We start from the raw sequence: 21,111 nt of genomic DNA, 5'->3' as shown, positions 1-21,111 counted from the left end.
TGCTTTTCAGAGGTCAAAACGTTACTTTTAATAACAGGATAACCCTCTAGGATAAAAAAAGCCCGTCTGCAGACCTCTGTCTGCAAGCGAGCTTCCTTGTTGTATGGATAATGACCGGATGCACCAAAACTTAATCTGCGCGGCTTACAACTTTTGTTCCGTCACGCTCAGTTTCTGCTGCTTTGATCTTAGCAAAAAATTCCGCACTGTCGACCATCGGTGAACAATCGGTATGGTCTCCCGTCAGATTAATTTCGAAAATAAAATCTTTGCCTTCGACATATGGCTTGACTCGGTTCCACTCAATCAGCCCTTCTCCTAATGGAAGCGAATCATGTCTTTGTCCCATACTGTCTACCAAATGGTAATAGGTCGCATATGGAGCCGTCCGCTGCAGCACTTCTTCTAACTTGTCATTGCTGCCCTGAAACCCAATAAAGGTATGGCTGACGTCTACATTCAGCGGCAGACTCAATGGAATAATCAGATCGTCGATCAGATACGGATTACTGTAGCAGAACAGCCCCTCAGTCGAATCCTCCCAGAGCAGCAGACCGCTGTCATATCCGGGAATCGAGCGAATAGCCTCCCGCAGTTCAATTGTTCGTTCTCTATTGACCGGCAGATCGCCAAGACCGACATAATGAGCGTGAATCACACATTTTGCATCCTCTTCCTGACAGATCTGCAGCAGTTCTTCAGTAGATTTTCGGTAAAAGTCCCTCATCTCCGGATCTTCGCTCAAAATATCCAGGTATGCTCCTCGGTATTTCGACGGATGATGCATATAGGCACTAATACCTCTACGCCGCAGCTCACGAATTCGTTCCCGAATTCGATTGGTATACTCCATATCTTTCTCAGTCAAATAAAGCTCAAGTATTTCCGGATCGTAACGCAGCCGGTTCTCAAAACTTTTATCGTCGATCCCGCCCTTCAGACGTATGCCTTTCCGCATGGTTTTGCCTCCTATACTCCAATTTTCTCTATACGATTCTTTGTCCGGTATATTTTCCGCATGTGTTCAAATGAATGTCCATTCGGAAATGACCGTTTCTTTCTCCATCTTAACGAAAACTGGCGTACGGCACAAAGCCGATTTTTGGAACAAACAAAAAATCACAATATATCCAACGTACTACGAATCGCTTTAGATACAAAAAAGCCCCTGCCCGTTTTGGAACCAAAGTTCCTTGAACGAACAAGAGCTATAAATATTTTTTGAATGATAAGAAGAAGGTCAAGTACTCTTCCTATTTTACGAGTGAGCCAGTTCCTCTGCCGTTGTATCCGGTCTCGGAGTACCGAATTTCGGTGTACCGTCTTCGTTCCACTCGACTACCTGTACACGAGCATGACGGTTTGGATCATACAGCGGATCACCGACGATTTCTTTGTAACTTCTTGCGTGATAGACGAGCAGATCCTGTGTGCCGTCTTCCGAAACCGTGAAGCTGTTGTGCCCCGGACCGTATTGTCCATTCTCTTCGGAAGTAACAAATACCGGTACTGGCGTTTTCACCCACGATTTCGGATCAAGCAGATCGCTGTCTTCGTCTGCAGTAAGCAGTCCCATGCAGTAATTGAAGTCTGTTGCGCTGCCGGAGAACGTCATGAAGATTCGGCCATTTTTCTTAAGAACTGCCGCGCCTTCGTTCACGAGGAAACCGATCTTCTCCCAATCGTATTCCGGCGTAGAAATGCAGACCTGCTCGCCACGCAGTGTCCATGCATTTTCCATTTCGGAAATATAGAGATTGGAGTTGCCGTCAATTTCAGGATCTTTTTGTGCCCAGACATAATAGCGTGTGCCCCGGTGTTCAAATGAAGTCGCATCCAGCGCAAACGACTCCCATTTCGTTTTGATCTGCCCTTTTTCGATCCATTCGCCTTCCAGCGGGTTAACGGAATCGTTTTCGAGGACAAACATCCGGTGATCAAACAAACCTTCTTTGGTCTCGGAGGTGTGTGCTGCGGCAAAATAAATGTACCATTTACCGTCGATATAATGAATTTCCGGCGCCCAAATGTTTGCACTCATTTTTCCACTTTCATGTTTGTGCCAGATGTCTTTCGTTTCCGCAGTACGCAATCCTTCAATGGTGGATGCACGTCTAAGTTCGATTCGATCATATTCCGGTACCGATCCGGTGAAGTAATAGAATCCGTCGCTGTGTTTGTAGATGCAAGGATCGGCTCTCTGTTCAATCAGTGGGTTAGGAAGGTTCAAATTAGTCATGGTTTGGGCTCCTATCGACTTGACGACCGACTGATTAATCAGCGGTATGGCAGTACCGAACCGATCAATCAGCCGCAAACCTCAAGTTTTATGTTTTGAGTTTAAATTAAAAATTGTGATGAAGTTTAAACTTACGGACAACAGAAGATGCTTCTGTTACCCTTTGATTCCCGAGTTCAGGTTGATCGACTGAACGAAATATTTTTGTGCAAACAGGAACAGGGTGAGCGTTGGGATAATCGCCAGAATAGCCGAACCCATCAGTTGTCCGATCATACGGTAGTTTCCGTAGATATCCTGCAGCAGGAGCAGACCCGCCGTAACCGGCATCTTATCAACGTCCGTATAGACGATAACCGGCCAGAGGAAGTCGTTCCACGATCCTGTGAAAGAGAACAATGCACAGACAATCAGGACCGGCTTAATCAACGGCAGCATGATCGAGAAATAGATACGGAAATGGCTCGCTCCGTCAACTTTTGCCGATTCATCCAAGTCTTTCGGAATGGCAAGCATGAACTGACGTACCAGGAAGATGTTACCCATACCTGCGAGGCCAGGAATAATCATAGCCCAAGACGTATTCACCCATCCGAGTGCATCAATGATTTTGTAAGAAGGAATTAGGTTGACGACCGCCGGGAAGAATGAAATGCCCAGCAGTGCGAAGAACAATGCGTTGCGTCCGCGGAAATTCATGCGCGCATAACCGTAACCCGTCAGGGAAATCACGACTACAACGAGCAACGTATGCGATGTCGCAATAATAATGGAGTTCATCAGCCAGCGCATAATCGGAGCTGTCGACGTATTTTGCAGAATTGCGGTATAGTTGTCCGTGATCCATGTGACCGGCAGCAGTCGGAATCCGGTGCTCACAACCTCAGTCTGTGAGCGGAACGAAGTTGTAATGCCGAATACTACCGGGACGATCCAAATGAGACAGAGCAGTCCAAGGAATACATAGGCGATGATCTGCGAGATGCTAATTTTCGAACGCTTACGGCCGGTGGCCATTGCGGTTTTGTCCAAATCCATTACCTGGTTTGACATCGTGCACTCCTCCTTAATCAGTTAGAATTACGGTTCATGACATAATACTGCAGTGCCGAGATCACCAAGATCACGAGTCCAAGCAGTACCGCCATTGCAGAAGCCATCCCCGCGATAGATTCACCGCTGCCGAAGGCAAGCTGACGAATATACATCATGAGAACCGAAGTGCTCTGCTGAGGACCGCCGTCAGTCATCATCAGCGGCTGGCCGAAAACGTTGAATGCGCCGGCCGTCGTCATGACGAACGTATAGATTAACGGGAAGTTGATCGAAGGCAGCGTGATACTAAAGAATCTACGAATCGGACCTGCGCCATCCAGCTCGGCCGATTCATAAAGCTCTTCAGCCACCCCGCTGATCGAAGCGCGATAAATAATCATGTTGCCGCCAATACCGCCCCAGATCGTTAGCACAATGATTGTAATCCAGGCGTAAGGCTGGTGAGTCGTCCAAGCAAGTGCAGAACCGAATACATTGCTGGTAACGCCGAGCTGTTTGTTGAAAATGAGCGTGAAAATCAGCGCCGCAGCAGAGATCGAAATTAGGCCCGGAAGATAAAGCACGGATTGGATAAACGTTTTACCTTTAAGTTTTTTGTGCGACAGTGCAACCGCAATCATCAATGGAAGAACGATAAGTGGCGGTACGGTAAAGAGTACAAAGAGCAATGTGTTTTTAAGTCCGTTGAAGAACTGCATATGGAACGTCGAATCGCTATCGAACAAAATGGTCTTGTAGTTGGCAAATCCTACCCAGTTAGGTGAGCCGGCCAAATTCCATTGTGTGAATGAAGCATAAATACCGTAAATAGTCGGAATAAGTATAAAGACCAGGAACAAGATCAAGTGCGGTCCCACGAATAAGGCAGGAGCCAGATTCAACTTCTTTTTCATAGGCTATTAATTCTCCTCTCAAGGCTGTCCCGCATGGGGTTCCAGACTGTTCATACCAATGAATCGGCGAACCGGCCCGGAAAAAGCAATATGCCCGCTTCGGGCATATCGCCTGTTCCCTTAACTGTAAATTGCTTAGTCAGCCAATTATTCGCCGGCAGCAGCTCCGCCGCTTGCTTGTCCAATCTTATCTGCAACTTCCTGCTGCATAGCTTGCAGACCTTCATCGATATCAATGTTTCCACGAATCAAATCGATCGCGTATTTGTCGACTGCTTCAGCAACGTAGGAATAGTACTCATAATCGTAGATGTAGAGAGACTCTGTTTCCTTCTCAGTCGAAGTGAAGAAGGACTGCATGTACTGCTGATATTCTGGGCTTTCTACAACGTCCTTACTTGCAGGAATCTGACCTGCTTTGGCCCACTCAACCGAGTTACTGCGAAGGAACTCGAGGAATGCGGCAATGCCTTGTTCCTTTTCATCTGTACGCTGTTCGTTATTGAACATTGCCAACATGTGGGACGAAGCACGGTTTGTAAATTTATCAGGACTTGCCGAGTAAACGTTGGTTACGCCGAAGTCCAAGTTTTCAACAGTGGCGTGTGCCGTGGAGCTCCATGTACCGTCTGTCGAGAAGAGAACGTTACCACCTTGGAACATCAGGTAACCGTCTTCACCGAACGGAGTCATCAAGCCTGCGTCGTTGAGTTTTTTCACATCTAGAATTGCTTGTTTCATTACGTCGGTATTAAGATCCGGCTGGCCGTCTTTTTGAATGTCGCCGCCAAGGTTCTGGATTTGACCCAAAATAACCCATCCGATCAGTGCGTCGTTTACAACGTAATGACCTTCATCAAGTTTACCTTCCAGACTCAACATTTCATCGATGGTTACGTTATCATCTTCGAGGAAACTGTCTGCACCGTACTTGGAAACCAGTTCTTTATTGTAATACATAACGTTACTATGGATATCGAGCGGAATTGCATACTGTGTTCCGTCAATATTACCGGCTCCCCAGGCTTGTGGAAGGAAGTTGTCTTCTTTCAGTTCTGGTTGCGCTTGCATGACTGCGTCCATTGATTCAAGTCGATTTTGCTTCACATAACCTGGTACGCGATCGGCGTGAATGATTGTCAGATCCGGTATACCTTTGCCGGAACTCAATACCGTCGATACTTTCGTGTACATATCAGCTGTTACAACGTGTTTAACTTTAACTGCTGGGTCAGTATCATTGTATTGTTTGACGAGGTTGTCCATGTATGCGCCATCTTCACCTGTCAGTGGTGTCCAAAATGTAATGGTATTTGGATCGTTAGCGTTGCTGCTTCCGCACCCCGCTAATACCGTTGCCGCCAGTGCTACACTTGTTGCCAATGCCCCCAATTTTCTTTTCAATCTTTTCTCCTCCTGTCATTGTAAGCCCTTAACTTGAGTTTAGTATATCGTTAAGCTGAAAACGGTGTCAATAACTTTTTTATAAACTCAAAACTTAATTTAAGCATTAGATTAACCTTTTTGTTTACTTAATAATGATATGTAATCGCTTTTTTGCTTTGAAAATACTATATTCGTTAATTTATATACAGGTTAATAACCTTTATGGTATTATTAATTTCACTAAAGCCCTTGCGGCGGATTTAATGAAACCAAGCGAAAGAAGTGGGATAAGATGCAGTTGGAAATCGATCAGTCCTCCCTTGTCGTCTATGAAGCCTTAGCCAGTGAAGTTCGAATCAAGATCATACAATTACTGTCCAAAAACAAGATGAATATCAAAGAGCTTGCCGAAGAATTGAAGATAAGCAGCCCAATCGTGATCAAGCACATCAAAAAGCTGGAAGATGCTGGAATCATTAAAACAGAAAAAGTTCCGGGCAAATCAGGTCTTCAGAAACTCTCAATTTTGAAGGTCGATCATATCGAAATCAATTTCCCGAAAAAGATCTTCCATTCTTTCGATTCTTATGAAACTTCAGTACCGGTCGGTCACTATACCGATTTTGATCTCAAGCCGACATGCGGCCTGGCCTCGGACAAAGATTTCATCGGTCCCGTGGACGAACCGAAGTATTTTATGGACCCAAAGCGGATGGATGCAGAAATCTTGTGGTTTACCCAAGGATTTGTACAATATAATGTAGCAAACTTCCTTACGCCCGAGGAGAAACTGCAGCAGTTTGAGATCAGCATGGAGCTCTCTTCCGAATTTCCGTTCTCTAACGACGTCTGGCCTTCGGATATTACCTTTACATTGAACGGCATCGAACTTGGCACTTGGACAAGTCCCGGCGACTTCGCCGACACACGCGGCAAACTCACACCTGATTGGTGGCCGAATAATCTCAATCAGTACGGCCTGCTTAAGACAATCCGGATCACGGGCCATGGCACATATGTCGATGGCGATCCGATGTCTGATGTTTCCATTGCCGATCTCGACACAGCCTGCGATCGTTGGACACTGCGCATTGAAGTAAAAGAAGATGCGAAGAACGTAGGCGGCGCAACTATTTTCGGAAAAAAATTCGGAAATCATCAGCAGGATATTTTGTTCAAAATGTATTATCTGTAATCTTCCCTATCGTCCTCCGCCCGATGTTCCAAAGCCCCGCTCGCATGAATCGATGCGAATGCGGGGCTTTTTTTGTGGAAAATTTATTATTTATGCAACGACTTCCGCTTTACACGCATCCTATCCGTAAAGGGGGTCATCATCTGGAGCTCATCGAGAGGATCAAAGCCAAAGAAGAAAATGCTCTTCGGGAGCTGATGGAGCAATACGGCGATCTCCTTCTGCGTACGGCATGTCTGCTGGTTCGAGACCGGCAGACTGCCGAAGAAGTCGTACAGGATGCTTTCGTTCAAGCCTACAATAAAATCGATCAGCTTGACGATCCCTCCAAACTGCGTCCCTGGCTGATTCGTATCGCAGTTAATGGGTGCCGGATGCGGCAGCGGACTTGGAGCTGGAGGCATATATTTCCCGGAGGAGGAGCCGGGGAACTTCCGCTGGATGCAGATTCTTTCTCGACTGGAGCAGATGAAGATTTTATCACCCAGTGGAAAAAAGAACATTTGGCAGCAGCCGTAAGAAGCCTTGATTATCGCTACCGTGAAAGTATCGTCTTATACTATTTTGACGAATTGAATGTACGGGAGATCGCTGAGCTTCTGGAAACGAACGAAAATACGATCAAATCCAGGCTGTCCCGCGGTCGGACATTATTGAAGAAAACAATCGAGGAGGAGGAGCGACTATGAACGGTTTGGACAATGAAAAAGATCGTGCGGCGCTGAAAAGTCGACTGGAGGAAGAATTGGCGGATACCACTTTCACTTCGCATACCAAAGTCCTACAGCGTACACATCCCTCATCCCGGCGTGCCGGTCTTCATGCGCTCTGGAATCGGGAATTGGAATTTACGGTAAAGCCGGGAAGTCTAATCATCGGGACTGCCGCCCTCCTTCTCCTACTCGCCTCTCCTTATGCCGTTCATACTCTGCACAATACGCCCTTTCCTTCAGACAAACGCGAATTGATCGAAGCCGGAGGAAATGTGTATTGGGAAGACATTTACCGAAAAGAGGTGAAGCGTCTTGAAAATTAGAATTAAAGTTAAGCATCTAGTCCTTTATGTACTGCTGCCCCTGATTGTATTGGCTGCAGCCGCGATCTGGACGCCGACCGCAATCGAACGCTATCAAGCTTCGAGAACCCCGGAGGCTCTTCGCCTTAAAACACTTGAAGAGATCGAGCAGGCAAGCAGTAAGCGCAAGCTTGAGCTGATTGTGCAAGAAGCGATTCGGCCTTCCCGTTACGATCTTTATCGATTCGACTATCAACCCGGAGGAAATAGACTTATGGTCGCAAGCGAAGACACGGAAGAAACGGGGTTTCTCACTCCCGAAGATCGGCTCCCTCTGCTGGAACGATATATTCGTGAAGGAGAAGATGAAGCGCTGCTGATTCGAGCTGCCAGGCAGTTGGCTTATGAATATGGCGCTCTGGGCCGAAGCGAAGATGGAGAAAAGGCACTGAAGCAAACTTTTGATCGGATGCAGCCAGGCTCACAAGGACGGCTGGAACTGCTGCTTGACCGGGCAGAGTATGCTTTAAATCAAAACGACGCTGACAAGGCCGAAGGGCTCTTTGAACAGCTCCGCAAACAGACCGGCAGCCGGGGAGCAGATCTGAACACACGTACCGACCGGATTTCCAGTCAAATTCTTTTTGCTCAAGGTCGGCCTGAACAAGCTGCAACAAGAGCAGGCAGCAATCTTCACTCCGGCACTCCGATTCCCCGGTTCGTATCTCCCTCTCCCTCTCCCTCTTCCGCCGATTCCAACCATTCAAAGCCTGAAAGCGAACTGATGCTTTATCGGAACTTGTTGGAACGGGCACTTAGCCGAGGAACAACATCGCCTGCTTCTTTTTCCGGCACGCTGACTTACGGTGACGGTACACCCGTTGTACGTGCGGGTCTTTTTCTTCGGAGTGAAAAAGATCCTGGGCCGGTTCGTGAAGGTGAACCTTATCGAACCGTAACAGATCAGAACGGTCGATTCGATATTCGGAATGTTGTTCCAGGTTCCTACGTACTTGAACTGGGATTGGATTTTGATCAATTGGACGGCTGGAGCTGGCCGGTACAGGCGAAAGATTGGATGGTCGAGATCGGAGACGGACAGCATGTCGAGTATCCAATCGTCATCCAACCGCTGATCGAACTTCAATCGCCGGTTAACGATCAAGAAATTACAGGCGATACGATCGATTTCAGCTGGTCGCCTATAGAAGGTGCTGCCTACTATGACGTGATCGGCAGTATCCCTGATCAAGACGGCAACGCTTATGTCGGGACTGCAATCCGCAATCGCATTCCCGAAAATCGCTTGTCTCTTACACTCAATGAGCTGTATGGAACATCGGGCGGCCTGACGATGCCCGATGACGGAAGCTGGGAAGATACAGATCCCAACCGCCTGCTTGCCTATATGAATCCGGACGCCCGTTTCTCATGGAACGTCAGTGCTTACGATGCGGAAGGACGAATCATCAGTCAAAGCGGCGGATACCGGTTGAGCGAAGACAACGTCGGGAATATGCCCTTTTTCCACGTCCGGCAGCGCTCGCTGACCGAAGCCGATCGGCTGCTGCTGGATGGCAAGTTGGAACAGGCGCTGCAGCTTTACCGGCGTAATATTGACATAGATCCTCAGGATACAGAATCCTTGTACATGGCAATTCGTCTATTGAATGCCAAGTTCGAAATTGGAGGAGACATTGAGGCGCAGTCTGAAGAAGCAGAGCTGCGGAAGCGGCTGCCTAACAGCGATTCTCCCTAATTGTAAAAAAAGCTTATCGGCAGCGTCGCCCTACTCTCGGCAGGACAGCACTAAAAAAAGCCGCCGTACATTTATGTACGAGCGGCTTTTCGCTTTTTTACTCTGGAGACTTTTATTTCTGTACACGGCGATCAAGCAGTTCCCATGCTGCCTTAATGATTATTCCAAAATGATCTCGGGACCAAGCGGCTTTTTCCGCCCATATTCCTCATACACACGTACACGAAAGACGATATCCAACAGATCTTCGGGAAGAGGTGGGCTAATTACGAAAGTTTGGGACATTTGCCCGTTCGTTCCCGATCCGTTGCGCATCCGACAGTCATATTCCTGATCGCCTGTCACCTCGAGCACACATTCCCAATGCGTTCGTTCGCTGTGGCGAAGGTTCTCCTCCTCTTCCCAATCGGCATTCAGCATAATAACACTAGCATTATCGTACTGGCGGACCGTTACGATGGAATAGAAAATGTTATTCTGCTCGGCCGATCGAAGTACCGGGACCTGGCGGCGGAACCCGGTTGGCACGACTAACGGTTTGTAAACCGCTTCGTTGGCAAGAGTTCCGAATATTGATTGTAGGTAATCTTCGTAAAATCCGTACTTTCCCGACCATTCGGCAATCAACGCTTTTTGGGGCTGTCCCGGCTCTCCTTGCGAGATGTCCTTACGCTGCTTCAGCAGTTCACAAATTTGTTTGTCGATCGGCTTTAACTTTTCGTTGTAAGGCCCGTCTTCACGTTCATTCGATTCTGCTTCCATCATGTTCTACACTTCCTTTCGCTTCCGGCCGCTAAACGATCCGTTTATTGTGTATCATGTCGATCATTCAATAAACGCTGCAGGAGTGTGATTCCTTCTCTTTTAATTTCTTGATCGAGAACTTATACTTCTATTAAAGAAAAAAGGCCGGACTCGGTGTCCGCCCTTTTTCTCTGCGTTCAATAAGACTACCGACCACCTTTTCACGCCGCATCGGCTTCCCGCAGCTGCTTACGCAATAACGGATAGAACACGATTCCGCTCGCCAGCAGGAGCACACCGAACAGGAACGTTTTCAAATCCCCCATTCCAGCGTAAACGACCCATACCGAGTAAACTGTTGCCAATACGGCGATGACACCGTCCATTCGGCGTTCACGCATCGCCGTATAGCCTTCTCCGGTCAGCGTCAATCTTAACTGATAGACCGAAGCGATCAAGTACGGGACAAGATACGCCAGCGTCGCCACGACAATAATGAAGTCGAATGCCTGCGAAATCGATCCGGAGATCGTCGAGAAGATCAGCAGTTGGCCGAGTGCGTTCGAGATCCACAGAGACAGCTTCGGCATGCCCTTATCATTCTCCCGGCGGAACGGTTGAAGAAACACGCGCTGCTTGGCCGCTTCGAACGGTACTTCCGCGCTGAGCAGCACCCATCCGATCGTAGAACCGATCAGACTGATCAGGCCAAGTGCCGCCAGCAGGTATCCACCGTAGGGACCGAGCACCGCCGTCATGGCGTCGACAAGCGGATTTTGCGACTGCATCAGCTGTTCTTTTGGCAGCAACCCCATGGTCAAGATGCTGATACCCACGTACAATACAATCGCAATCAGCAGACCAGCAATTGTAGCCCGGCTGACATCCCGTTTACGTCCGGCTCGTGCTGCGAATACTGTCGCCGACTCCACACCTATAAACGCCCACAGTGTAACTACTGCTGCGCCGTTTACCTGCGACAGCAGCGACATGGAGCGGCCGGATTCATCCAGATGCGCTGCAGCAAATTCTCCCATTGTTGACGATTGAAAAGCGAACAGCGCAATCCCGATAAACAAGGCGAAGCCGATCACTTTGGTTACTGTTGCGATCAAATTCAGCCGTCCTGCTCCCTCAATCCCGCGCAGCGCCAAAAAATGCGTCCCCCACAGCAGCAGTGAACAAACAACAAAGTTCAAAGCATGCCCGATCGTCAGCTCGAAACTTCCCAGGCTGAACAGCACACTTACGCTGTTCATTACAGGGAAGAACGTAGACAAATAGCTGGCGAACGTCGTAATAACCGCTACAAAACCCGCAATATTGCCGATCCAATACCCCCAGCTTGACATAAAGCCCGACAGCAGCGACAACGCCGGACTGTTTGGGAACAATTCTTTTGCATAAATTTGCGGTCCACCGTTCAAGTGCGGCTTGCGCAGCGCCAAGTTGCCGAAGACGAGCGCCAGCATCAGTACCCCAAAGCCGGTTATTCCCCATGCCAGCACCGTGCCTGCTGGACTTGCCGCTTCCGCAAGCGAGCGCGGCAGCATAAAGATGCCTGAACCGACCATATTACCAACGACCAGAGCCGTCAGCATCCAGAACCCTAATGTTTTTCCCTTACCCAACTTCATTGCCCCTTTTCCCTACATACTCTATCTCTCTACCAAGGAGTCGTAAAAAAGCACCCCAGCCTTCTATTATACTCTTTCCTCTGGTAAAGCGAAAGAGCATACGGATTATTCCAATGACAAATAAATGAACACCGGCGGAAAATGCTTATCGGAATTGTGCAAACCCACCTCGCTCCTGTAGAATGGTAGAGACAACTTATTCGGAGGCATTCATGAATCGATACAAAAGTGAAAAAGACGCTTTCTTCTTTGTTCTGAACTGGTCAATTATTATTATTCTCCTGATTCTTGTCTGGATGGGGCTCTCTTCCGGCGGCTCTCTGCTGTTCATTCCCATCTGGCTGCTCATTCTGATGTTCGTTGTCTCAACCTGGTATATGACCAATTACGAGATTGACAAAGCCCATCTGCATGTGCGCTCAGGCCCGCTGAATTGGAATATTCCAATCGACCGCATTGAGAAGGTTCGCCGTAAACGCAGCTTCAATTCGGGACCGGCTCATGCACGCGAACGTCTGGAGATCATTTATTCAGGCGGCAGCATTCTGATTTCTCCCCTGCAGGAAGAACAATTCTTGAAGGAATTGAAAGCCATCAATCGCAAGATTGAAATCGACGTTCCCAATGTCAAAAAAGAAGCGCCAACCCCATCCAATTAACAAAAAAACCTTCTCCTTGACGGAGAAGGTTTTTTGTCAATGATTCAGCTTTGATTCAACTTTCGGATTGTTTGGTCAGCTAACCATTCCACTTTAGTCTTCAAACTCCTGCAGCTTCACCCAGCGCTTTTCCGCCGCAGAACGTTCTACTGCTTCAAGTACTGCCTGACATTTTACACCGTCGACAAAATTCGGTACCGGCTGCCGATCCTCAGCGATCGCCTTCATTAATTCGTGCATCTCATGCGTAACCGTATGCTCGTACCCAATCGTATGTCCGGCCGGCCACCAAGCGTACATGTAATCATGCGCAGCATCAGTGGCCAATACCCGGCGAAAGCCTTGTACGTCCTCCGGATCATCCGAAAAGTAAACTTCAAGCTCGTTCATCCGTTCGAAATCGAAGCGTACGCTGCCTCGGCTGCCGTTGATCTCAAAGGAATTGGTGCTGCGATGACCGTTTGCGAACCGCGTGGCTTCGAAAGTGCCGAGCGCACCGTTATCGAAGCGGGCCATAAACATCGCCGCATCATCGACCGTTACATCCCCGTGCGGGCCCTCCTTGCTCCCTTTCGCGGTAAGTCCTGTCATCTCGGTCGGCATGGGTCTCTGCTTAATAAACGTCTCCGTCATGCCTACCACTTCCTCGAACTCGCCGACCAGATAGCGGGCCATATCGATCGTATGTGCACCCAGGTCACCGAGCGAGCCGGAGCCCGCCACTTCCTTGCGTAAGCGCCAGACGAGCGGAAAGTCCGGGTCCATAATCCAGTCCTGTAAGAACAATCCGCGGAAATGATAAATCCTGCCCAGTCTTCCTTCCTCAATCAACTTTTTTGCTAAACGTACGGCCGGCGCGAAGCGGTAATTGAAGCCGACCATATGCTTAACTCCCGCTCTCTCGGCCGCCTCCAGCATCTTCCGCGAATCGGCAAGGTTCAGCGCCAAAGGTTTTTCGCAGAAAATATGTTTGCCGGCCGCCGCTGCAGCCAACGCAATTTCCTTATGTGCGTCGCTCGGTGCATTAATATCGACCAGATCGATATCGTCTCTTGCGATAAGACTGCGCCAATCAGTCTCTACGCTTTCCCATCCGAACTGCTCGCCCGCCTTCGTTACTGCCTGCTCATCCCGACCGCAGATGACTTTCATCCGCGGTTTCGGCACATCCGGCAGAAACATTGGCAGCGCCCGATATGCATTGCTGTGCGCCTTACCCATAAACTTGTAGCCGATCATGCCTACATTTACGAAATCACTCAAGAAAATTCTCCGCCTTTCCGGCCATCCCTTGTTTTTGATATCGCTTTCATAAATATTCTAGCTTAAATAACTGTTTGCTGCAAAAAAAAGCCTTGTTCCGCCTACTGGTGTATGTTGTAAACATACAGCGGAACAAAGCTCTTCAGTTGTAAAACGTATACGCATGCCGCGCAGCCGCGCAAACTTTTGCGTTTTTCGATTCTTTTCTACGGCTGCACTTCAATACTTGCCCCGCCTAGAATCTTCACTCCCTCTCCCTGATAAGCATGAAGATCACGCATCAGCTGGAAAAGCGCTTTGTCTTTATGCTTGGCTTCCAGCATCACGTCAATATGCGGGGACGTCTTGGCCGCTTCCCGCAGAAAGTCGAGCAGTGGTCTCGCTTCTACACCATCGGCATGGCTGCGACGATCGGTCTCGCTTTTCGGGCTTGACGCATGAATCTTCGGCGGCAGCATCTCTCCTTCTGCCAGATCTGTTCGGGCCAGCGGCGATTCCCAGGTACGCGCCACTTCAGGCCACCAATCGGACGCTGGTTCGCCCGCGCTGTTCACCCAGTGATGGTGAATATCGAGCACCATCGGCAGGCCGGTACGCTGCGCTACAGCGAGCGTTTCTCCGGTCGTAAAAGTCTTGTCGTCATTTTCCAGCGTAATTCGGGTCTGAATATCGGAATCCAATTGTTCAAAATGTTCGACGAAACGATCGGCAGCGACAGGCTTATCTCCGTAAGCGCCGCCGATGTGGATATTATTTTTTGCACGGGCATCCAGCCCCATCGCTTCAAGCATCCGCACGTGATACCGCAAGTCGCGGATTGATCCGATCAGCACCTCCGGCCTTGGCGTGCTCAGTACAGTAAAGTGATCGGGGTGAAAAGACACCCGCAGATTATGCTTGCGCACATAAGCTCCAATCTCAGCAAAAGGTTCCGCTAATGCAGCAAAAGGATCCCAATCAAGCAAATCGGCATGAGTAGCCAGCGGGATTAACTTGGAGGAAAAGCGATACACTTCGATTCCTTCCGCCACATTATGACGCAGCAGACGCAGCGTATTGTGCAGATTAACGGTGGCGATGCGTTCCAGCTCTCTAAGTCCTGCCTCACGGTCGGGCAGTTTGGCAAAGCGGGCCATCGTCATTGTTTTGGAAGGCGAGGAATCTTTAATTTCAAGCGACATGGCGACATATCCGAAACGAACGATCATAAGCAGCTTCCTTTCCAGTAATTCGATTCAAAACCATAATAACAACATACCGCAAAGCGCCCTTCCATAATCACCCATCCGTTCGCTCTTTTTATTTCCGTTTCCTCTTCTCGTCTTCTTCCTTGCTTTTATTGTATTACATCTTCATTTTTTGCATACCAAAAAACCCTGCCGGGAATTCAACTGTTCCACAGCAAGGTTTATGGGTTCTGCTCAGTTGTCGTGCGTGTTCAACCGACATCTGCTTACCTTATTTTTCCTGATTTATACTGACTCACTTCATTTTACTGGCTTTGCTTGCTTTGTCTTCTTGGTGGCTTGACCTACTTCGTTTTACTTTTCGAGGGCAAGTTCCAGCTGTACGTTAATGTTGTTCTCTGTACTCAGTACGACCGAATGCGGATTTTCCAATCCAAAGTCTTCGAAGGTGACCGTCGTTGTACCGGACAGGAGAAGCTTGCCATCCTGGTAAGATGTTTTTGCGTCAAACTTTACAGGCTTTTCGATTCCCCGAACCGTCAGAGTACCCTCCATCACAAAGTCGTACAATTCGCCTTCCGTCCATTCTTCCGGCACTCCCTCAAACGATTGTGCAGTAAACGTCGCCTGTGGATATTGGCCCATCTGGAAATAATCGTCGCTCTTGATATGTTCGTCGCGCTGTGCGTTGCCCGAATCGATCGCATCAATTTCGATAGCTCCGCTGCCGCTCATCTGTGTCGCATCGTTAACGTTTACTTCCCATGTTCCGCTGACCTGATCGTTAACAAAGTTGACTGGTTCCTGCGAAGTCGTTACGGAAAAGTATACTTTGGAATCTTCTGTAATTTCCCAAGCTCCGTTCAGTTCGTCCGCTGCGATCACCGTTTCGGCACCAGCGGCTTCCGCTGTCGATCCCAATGCAGGACTTGTGCTCGCTGCCTGAGTTGGAAGTACACTTTCAATTTCCACCTTGTTGCCCAGATAATTGTTCATCCATGTATAAGCTCCTGCCCCGCCGATAATAACAACTGCTGACGCTGCAATAATCCAATTCCTCGCTTTTTTGTTCATGATCTTCTCCTCCTGCATATCTATTTTTTAGTATCATAATTGTTCAATGTGTCGGGCATATGTCAAAGGGGGCTTTTAAAAATATATTGTCTGAAATGGTATAAAATCTTCAAAAAAGCTTGTTCTCATCTTTTTTGTTTGTAGAATAGAAGCCACAGCAATAAAACAAAGCTGCGCAATTACGCAAGAGGACCATCAGATATGAAGGGAAGATGCGAGTGACAACCATTCTGATTATTGAGGATGAAGAAGCAATTGCAAGGGTGCTCGCAGCCTATTTGAAAAAAGCCGGATTCAAGGTGGAACGGGTATCCGACGGAAACCTTGCGATGCAAAAATTTGAAGAAACGCGGCCTGTACTTGTTCTGCTCGATATTATGCTGCCCGGCATGGACGGTTGGGAGATTCTCCAAAAGATTCGCAATCACAGCTCATGCCCGGTTATTATGCTGACTGCGCTGGGTGATGTCGACTACCGGCTGAACGGCTTGAATAGTGGAGCAGACGATTATATGACCAAACCGTTCGTACCCGAAGAAGTCGTTGCACGGGTCAACGCGGTGCTGCGCAGACGACCTGTCTACAGCGGTTCGGATACCAGTAAAAGTTTTGGTACATTGGTTATTGATAACAGCGCCCAGCGGGTGTCACTCAATGGAGCAGAAGTGCCGCTCACGCCGCGCGATTTGTCGCTGCTGCTTTTCTTGTCGGAGTATCCAAACCAGATGTTCACACGGGAACAGCTGATCGAAAATGTATGGGGCATCGATTATGAGGGCAGCGACCGCGCGGTCGACCTTTCAATCAAGAGATTGCGTCAAGCACTGTCGCATTGGCCGCCGGAGAACGGCGAGATTCGTACTCTACGAGGAACGGGGTATCAATTTTGGATCGCCGAAAAAACCAGAATCTGACGACGCCGAGATGGCTAGAGAAAGGAAGCGCAGGCGAGCGCAGAGCGACTTCCATTCTGACCTATTGGACGCTGCGCTATTTTCTGATTTTATTTGCGGCTCTCGCAATCATTGTGGGAGTGGCTCTGTACGGTATTCGAGAAACGGCGATGGAGAACCGCTCACGCACCGCGGCCATGCTCGGTCAGGAGGTCGCGGACAGGGTCGAAGCCCCTTCCGGCTCTCTGACCATTCCGGAAAATCTGAACAGAATTCTGGATCAACGCATGGAATTGTTTAACATGAATCTTGATGTCTGCCTTCTTGTTACCGATCTGCAGGGCAACGCGCTGTTTACCCGACCTCAAATGACCGAGAGACAGATTCAGGAGAAATTAAATCCAAGTCTGCGTTCAGGCGAACCGGAATATCAGCTGATCAAGACGCCTATCATGCAGAATGGTCAGGAGATCGGCGGAGTTTATATCAGCCAATTTCGCAAAACTCCGGCTTACAGCTCCCGGGAGTTGATTCTATTTGCCGCCGTATTCGGAGCACTCGCTCTATCCGGCTGGTTTACGATCTATCTGCTCTCGCGTAAGCTGTCCCGGCCTATTCGGCGCGTAGCCGAAAGCGCCCGTCAGATTCGCAGTGGACATTATGATGTCAATCTGGAAATTGAAACCGGCGAACGCGAGCTTGGCGAACTGGTTGATTCTTTCCGCGGCATGGCCGGAAGACTAAATCAGCTCGAAGAATGGCGAGAGCTATCATTGGCAGGGGTTACACATGAATTGAAAACTCCTGTTACTTCAATCAAAGGGTTGGTTATGGCCGTTCGCGACAATGTGGTAAACGGCGAAGAAGCCAAAGAATTTCTCGATATTGCGCTGCAGGAATCGGACAGGATGGAACGAATGATTGCGGATCTGCTCGATTACAACGCCTTTTCCTCCGGCAATGTCTCTGTACGACGCGATCGAATTGATCTCAAGCTGCTTGTATCGGAAATCGTTTATCAATGGAAGCTCCCTCATGAATGCGATTCGATAAATATTGTCTATGATTTTCCGGAAGGATTGATTTATACAACCGGCGATGCTATGCGCATTCAACAGATCGTCGTCAACCTGCTCAACAATGGACAGCAGGCCGCACATCCTGATCGCCCACTTTGTCTGCAGATTACGATTCGCGAGTCTGTCGGTCGTATCGAAGTTCAAATTGCCGACAATGGCGCAGGAATTCCCGAACAAGATCGCGATTACATTTTTGATCGATTCTTTCGCAGTGAGGAGAAAAAACGTCGTGCGCGAGGGCTCGGGCTTGGTCTTACCTACAGTCGACTGTTGGCGCGCGCCCAAGGCGGAGAACTGCTTCTGCGAAGCAGCAGTCCTTCGGGTACAACTTTCTCGCTGGAACTTCCTCAGTAGTTCCTCCCCTGCAGAACCTAAAACAAAGCCGCTGCGTGTTTTTGCCACGCACCGCGGCTTTTTGCTGTCTATTTGAACTTTTATTTTTTGTTTTAAGATACTGCGGCTTGATTCTTCCTGTTATCGAATATTCGCTTGGCATCCACATGCACTTATTCACCCCTTAGTTATATAGGTCTTGCGAACCTTGAATTGAGGTAGTATTATAGAACCACAGATTGAAGCTTGACCACTAATAAGAGGTGATTCATATGAGTCTTTTGGTCGACTATTGTCCGAAATGTGGGACTATTTTTCAAAAAAACCTTCGTAACTTGTGTGTCCCATGCAGTACCAAGATGGATAGTGACCTTAACCTATGTCTGGATCGCCTATGGATGCGCCCAAACATCACGTCTAAAGAACTATCCGAAGTAACCGGCGTATCATTAAACGAACTGTACACCTTCATTAAATCCGGACGTCTGTCCTCTTCTTACCGCAATCTTACTTATCCCTGTGAATCCTGCGGCAGCGAAACCCGCAGCGGTCGGCTTTGCTTTTCCTGTCATCATGTGTTTCACGAAGCGGGAAAAGGTCAGCCCAGCTCGAAAACACCCGAGCGTCAAGTTGTCGTCAAGACGTCGACCAAAGTCCTTTATACTTCGAGACGGCAGCGTTAACCGTTTGCCGATTAAAACTCGCAGCATCAAAAAAGAGCCCACATGGGCTCTTTTTGCTGTTTACTGATGAAAACTTCGCTCAGCCTTTTATGCCGAGAATACCTAAACTCCCATGGGGGGTGAACAACCTGGAGACTCGTTCAGATACTTCCGGATCGGGTACCAGAGGCGGCGCTTGATGCGGCTTGGTGCGTGCGTCGATAATTACATTGTCGCAGCCCCAATGCTTATGTTCATAGAAAGCGTTTACGCCGTGTATATCATGCGACGGATTGCTTCGGGTGAAAGCCGCCCACAAAAAGTTATCAAATGAAGCGCCCATAAAGTCGGTATCGTCACACAAGACGACAAGTGGGCAGTTTTCAGGCGCTCCGCGCTGCGCAATCACTGCCGCCAAATCGCGGATTTCTGCCTCCGCTGATTCATAGTTCTTAAAAGCAGGTCCCTGCAGCAAAACTACGCCCGGCATTGACATAACCGGCTTGCTGAAGCCGCCCGGCAGATTTGCCAGCACACTCGGAACGTCGGTCGTCAGCTTCCGTATCGGCTTGCCGACAGCGGCAAAGATAACCTTGCTGCCGCTGTTAAGTCCCGTTCCGGAATAATCAAGCGTATCGATCGTCGTATTGGTCTGAAAATGCAGATCCCTACGCAGATCAATCCGCTCCAAAATATGGGTAAACAGCTCTTCGATCTGATGCGCATCGACCGGTCCATCGTCCTCGGCCGTGATGAATAGATACTTGGCCAAGCTGAGCTGTCCCGTACCCAGAATCCGGTTGGCAATCGTCAGAATCTCGGCCGGACGTTTGACTGCCTGGTACGGTGTATAGCGCTCGCTGCCTACAGCCAGCAGGAGTGGATGCACACCTGCCGCATCGACAGCGTGTACTTCCTTTACACCTGGAATTTCCTGCTTGATTGCACCTCCGGTCAGCTCATGAATCAATGCACCGAATGCCGTATCTTCCTGCGGAGGACGACCGACAACAGTAAACGGAAAGACTGCATTTTTTTTCGCATAAACTTTGTGTACTCGCATTACAGGAAATTCATGCACCAAACTATAATAACCTAGATGGTCGCCGAACGGGCCTTCCGGCTTGGTTTCGTTAGGATAAATTTCGCCTGTTATTACAAAGTCTGCATCGTGGCTTACGCAGAACCCATCGACGTAGCTGTAGCGGAAATGCCGTCCTGCCAACAATCCCGCAAACGTAAGCTCGCTCAATCCTTCGGGAAGCGGCATAACGGCCGACAGCGTATGAGCCGGAGGCCCGCCGATAAAGCAGCTGACTTTAAGCGGCTGTCCAAGTTTGGCCGCTTTCGACTGATGTACGCCGATTCCGCGATGGATCTGATAATGCATCCCGATTTCGCGGTCAGGCTCGTATTCGTTGCCGCTAAGTTGAACGCGGTACATCCCCAGGTTCGCATTCATAATACCCGGTCTATCGGGATCTTCACTGTAGACCTGCGGCAGTGTCACGAATGCGCCGCCGTCGTTTGGCCAACTTTTGATCATCGGCAGATCCGAAATACGAATTTCTTCGAAGTCGGACGGCAGGCCTGATTGTTTGAGCGGCAGCGCTTTGCGTGCGGACAATCCCGTACCTGCATAGCGCAAAGGCTGCTTCAACGCCTTCATCGGCTCGTTGCGCAGACCGATAACCTCCTGCGTCGATGTCCAGGTATCTCTGAACATGTACTTACTCCGCTCGATTGTACCGAACAGATTCGATACAGCGCCATACTTCGATCCTTTTACCTTTTCAAAATATAAAGCGGGTCCACCCGCCTCAAATACTTTTAGATGAATCGCGGCCATCTCCAGCTCCGGGTCAACCTCTTCCTTGATGCGGATCAGATGTCCGGCATTTTCCAGATCGGCGATACACTCCTGCATGCTGCGGTATCTCATTAGTATAAGCTCCTATTCCGGTTGTCTTTATCTTTTCATTTTACCTTACACAGCCGCACGACGCCAACTTGTTCCATGCTCTGTTTTTTTTGACT

General features: G+C 48.9%; 18 protein-coding genes. 7 read left to right on the top strand and 11 right to left on the bottom strand.

Annotation, left to right across the window (positions count from 1 at the left end):
* Positions 1-130 precede the first annotated feature (130 nt).
* The 5 genes from F456_RS0108095 to F456_RS0108070 form a co-directional block, all read right to left on the bottom strand.
* On the bottom strand, positions 131-958 hold the full coding sequence (locus tag F456_RS0108095; protein ID WP_018976510.1) for a TIM barrel protein: 828 nt from the start codon (positions 956-958) through the stop codon (positions 131-133).
* A gap of 300 nt (positions 959-1,258) precedes the next feature.
* The gene (locus F456_RS0108090) at positions 1,259-2,239 is read right to left on the bottom strand and encodes a glycoside hydrolase family 43 protein (RefSeq protein WP_018976509.1); all 981 of its coding nucleotides are present in this window, start codon (positions 2,237-2,239) and stop codon (positions 1,259-1,261) included.
* A gap of 156 nt (positions 2,240-2,395) precedes the next feature.
* The gene (locus F456_RS0108085; RefSeq protein ID WP_018976508.1) at positions 2,396-3,292 is read right to left on the bottom strand and encodes a carbohydrate ABC transporter permease; all 897 of its coding nucleotides are present in this window, start codon (positions 3,290-3,292) and stop codon (positions 2,396-2,398) included.
* Positions 3,293-3,309: 17 nt separating this feature from the next.
* Positions 3,310-4,188, bottom strand: coding sequence for a carbohydrate ABC transporter permease (locus tag F456_RS0108080; RefSeq protein ID WP_018976507.1), 879 nt, complete (start codon positions 4,186-4,188; stop codon positions 3,310-3,312).
* A 147-nt stretch (positions 4,189-4,335) separates the two neighbouring features.
* On the bottom strand, positions 4,336-5,592 hold the full coding sequence (locus F456_RS0108070; protein ID WP_018976505.1) for an extracellular solute-binding protein: 1,257 nt from the start codon (positions 5,590-5,592) through the stop codon (positions 4,336-4,338).
* Between the two features lie 274 nt (positions 5,593-5,866).
* Here F456_RS0108070 and F456_RS0108065 point away from each other — a divergent pair, with 274 nt between their 5' ends.
* The 4 genes from F456_RS0108065 to F456_RS0108050 all read left to right on the top strand — a co-directional run bounded on the left by F456_RS0108065 (position 5,867) and on the right by F456_RS0108050 (position 9,543).
* On the top strand, positions 5,867-6,769 hold the full coding sequence (locus F456_RS0108065; protein WP_018976504.1) for an ArsR/SmtB family transcription factor: 903 nt from the start codon (positions 5,867-5,869) through the stop codon (positions 6,767-6,769).
* 92 nt (positions 6,770-6,861) lie between these two features.
* On the top strand, positions 6,862-7,458 hold the full coding sequence (locus F456_RS0108060; RefSeq protein WP_018976503.1) for a sigma-70 family RNA polymerase sigma factor: 597 nt from the start codon (positions 6,862-6,864) through the stop codon (positions 7,456-7,458).
* The gene (locus tag F456_RS0108055) at positions 7,455-7,805 is read left to right on the top strand and encodes a hypothetical protein (RefSeq protein WP_018976502.1); all 351 of its coding nucleotides are present in this window, start codon (positions 7,455-7,457) and stop codon (positions 7,803-7,805) included. Before F456_RS0108060 ends, F456_RS0108055 begins: the two co-directional genes overlap by 4 nt.
* Positions 7,795-9,543 (top strand): carboxypeptidase-like regulatory domain-containing protein, encoded by a 1,749-nt coding sequence (locus F456_RS0108050; protein WP_018976501.1) that lies wholly within the window; start codon positions 7,795-7,797, stop codon positions 9,541-9,543. The genes F456_RS0108055 and F456_RS0108050 overlap by 11 nt, the downstream gene beginning before the upstream one ends.
* A gap of 159 nt (positions 9,544-9,702) precedes the next feature.
* On the opposite strand, the gene F456_RS0108045 is transcribed toward F456_RS0108050, so the two are convergent.
* Together F456_RS0108045 and F456_RS0108040 are read right to left on the bottom strand one after the other, a co-directional pair.
* Positions 9,703-10,308, bottom strand: a complete 606-nt coding sequence (locus tag F456_RS0108045; RefSeq protein WP_018976500.1) for a hypothetical protein — start codon at positions 10,306-10,308, stop codon at positions 9,703-9,705.
* 200 nt (positions 10,309-10,508) lie between these two features.
* Entirely contained in the window at positions 10,509-11,924 is a 1,416-nt protein-coding gene (locus F456_RS0108040; RefSeq protein WP_018976499.1) for an amino acid permease, read from the bottom strand.
* A 212-nt stretch (positions 11,925-12,136) separates the two neighbouring features.
* Here F456_RS0108040 and F456_RS0108035 point away from each other — a divergent pair, with 212 nt between their 5' ends.
* Positions 12,137-12,583: a PH domain-containing protein gene (locus tag F456_RS0108035; protein ID WP_018976498.1), complete on the top strand. Its 447-nt coding sequence runs from the start codon at positions 12,137-12,139 to the stop codon at positions 12,581-12,583.
* A 93-nt stretch (positions 12,584-12,676) separates the two neighbouring features.
* Here the strand turns inward: F456_RS0108035 and F456_RS0108030 are convergent, their stop codons facing one another.
* The 3 genes from F456_RS0108030 to F456_RS0108020 form a co-directional block, all read right to left on the bottom strand.
* Positions 12,677-13,822 carry a Gfo/Idh/MocA family protein gene (locus F456_RS0108030; RefSeq protein ID WP_040925071.1) on the bottom strand — a complete coding sequence of 382 codons (1,146 nt, stop codon included), beginning with the start codon at positions 13,820-13,822 and terminating at the stop codon, positions 12,677-12,679.
* Positions 13,823-14,052: 230 nt separating this feature from the next.
* Complete coding sequence (gene uvsE, locus F456_RS0108025) at positions 14,053-15,054, bottom strand: UV DNA damage repair endonuclease UvsE (RefSeq protein WP_018976496.1); 1,002 nt, start codon at positions 15,052-15,054, stop codon at positions 14,053-14,055.
* Positions 15,055-15,387: 333 nt separating this feature from the next.
* A complete protein-coding gene (locus F456_RS0108020) occupies positions 15,388-16,107 on the bottom strand; it encodes a YceI family protein (RefSeq protein WP_018976495.1) in 720 nt (239 codons plus the stop codon).
* 218 nt (positions 16,108-16,325) lie between these two features.
* On the opposite strand from F456_RS0108020, the gene F456_RS0108015 reads away from it, so the two are divergent.
* Together F456_RS0108015 and F456_RS0108010 are read left to right on the top strand one after the other, a co-directional pair.
* Positions 16,326-17,021 carry a response regulator transcription factor gene (locus F456_RS0108015; protein ID WP_018976494.1) on the top strand — a complete coding sequence of 232 codons (696 nt, stop codon included), beginning with the start codon at positions 16,326-16,328 and terminating at the stop codon, positions 17,019-17,021.
* Positions 16,994-18,433, top strand: a complete 1,440-nt coding sequence (locus tag F456_RS0108010; RefSeq protein ID WP_018976493.1) for a sensor histidine kinase — start codon at positions 16,994-16,996, stop codon at positions 18,431-18,433. Before F456_RS0108015 ends, F456_RS0108010 begins: the two co-directional genes overlap by 28 nt.
* A 741-nt stretch (positions 18,434-19,174) precedes the next feature.
* Here the strand turns inward: F456_RS0108010 and F456_RS0108005 are convergent.
* Entirely contained in the window at positions 19,175-21,016 is a 1,842-nt protein-coding gene (locus F456_RS0108005; protein WP_018976492.1) for a UbiD family decarboxylase, read from the bottom strand.
* Positions 21,017-21,111 lie beyond the last annotated feature (95 nt).

The organism is Saccharibacillus kuerlensis DSM 22868, from assembly GCF_000378145.1.
Taxonomy (GTDB): Bacteria; Bacillota; Bacilli; order Paenibacillales; family Paenibacillaceae; genus Saccharibacillus; species Saccharibacillus kuerlensis.
This window is presented reverse-complemented; position numbering and strand designations above follow the sequence as displayed.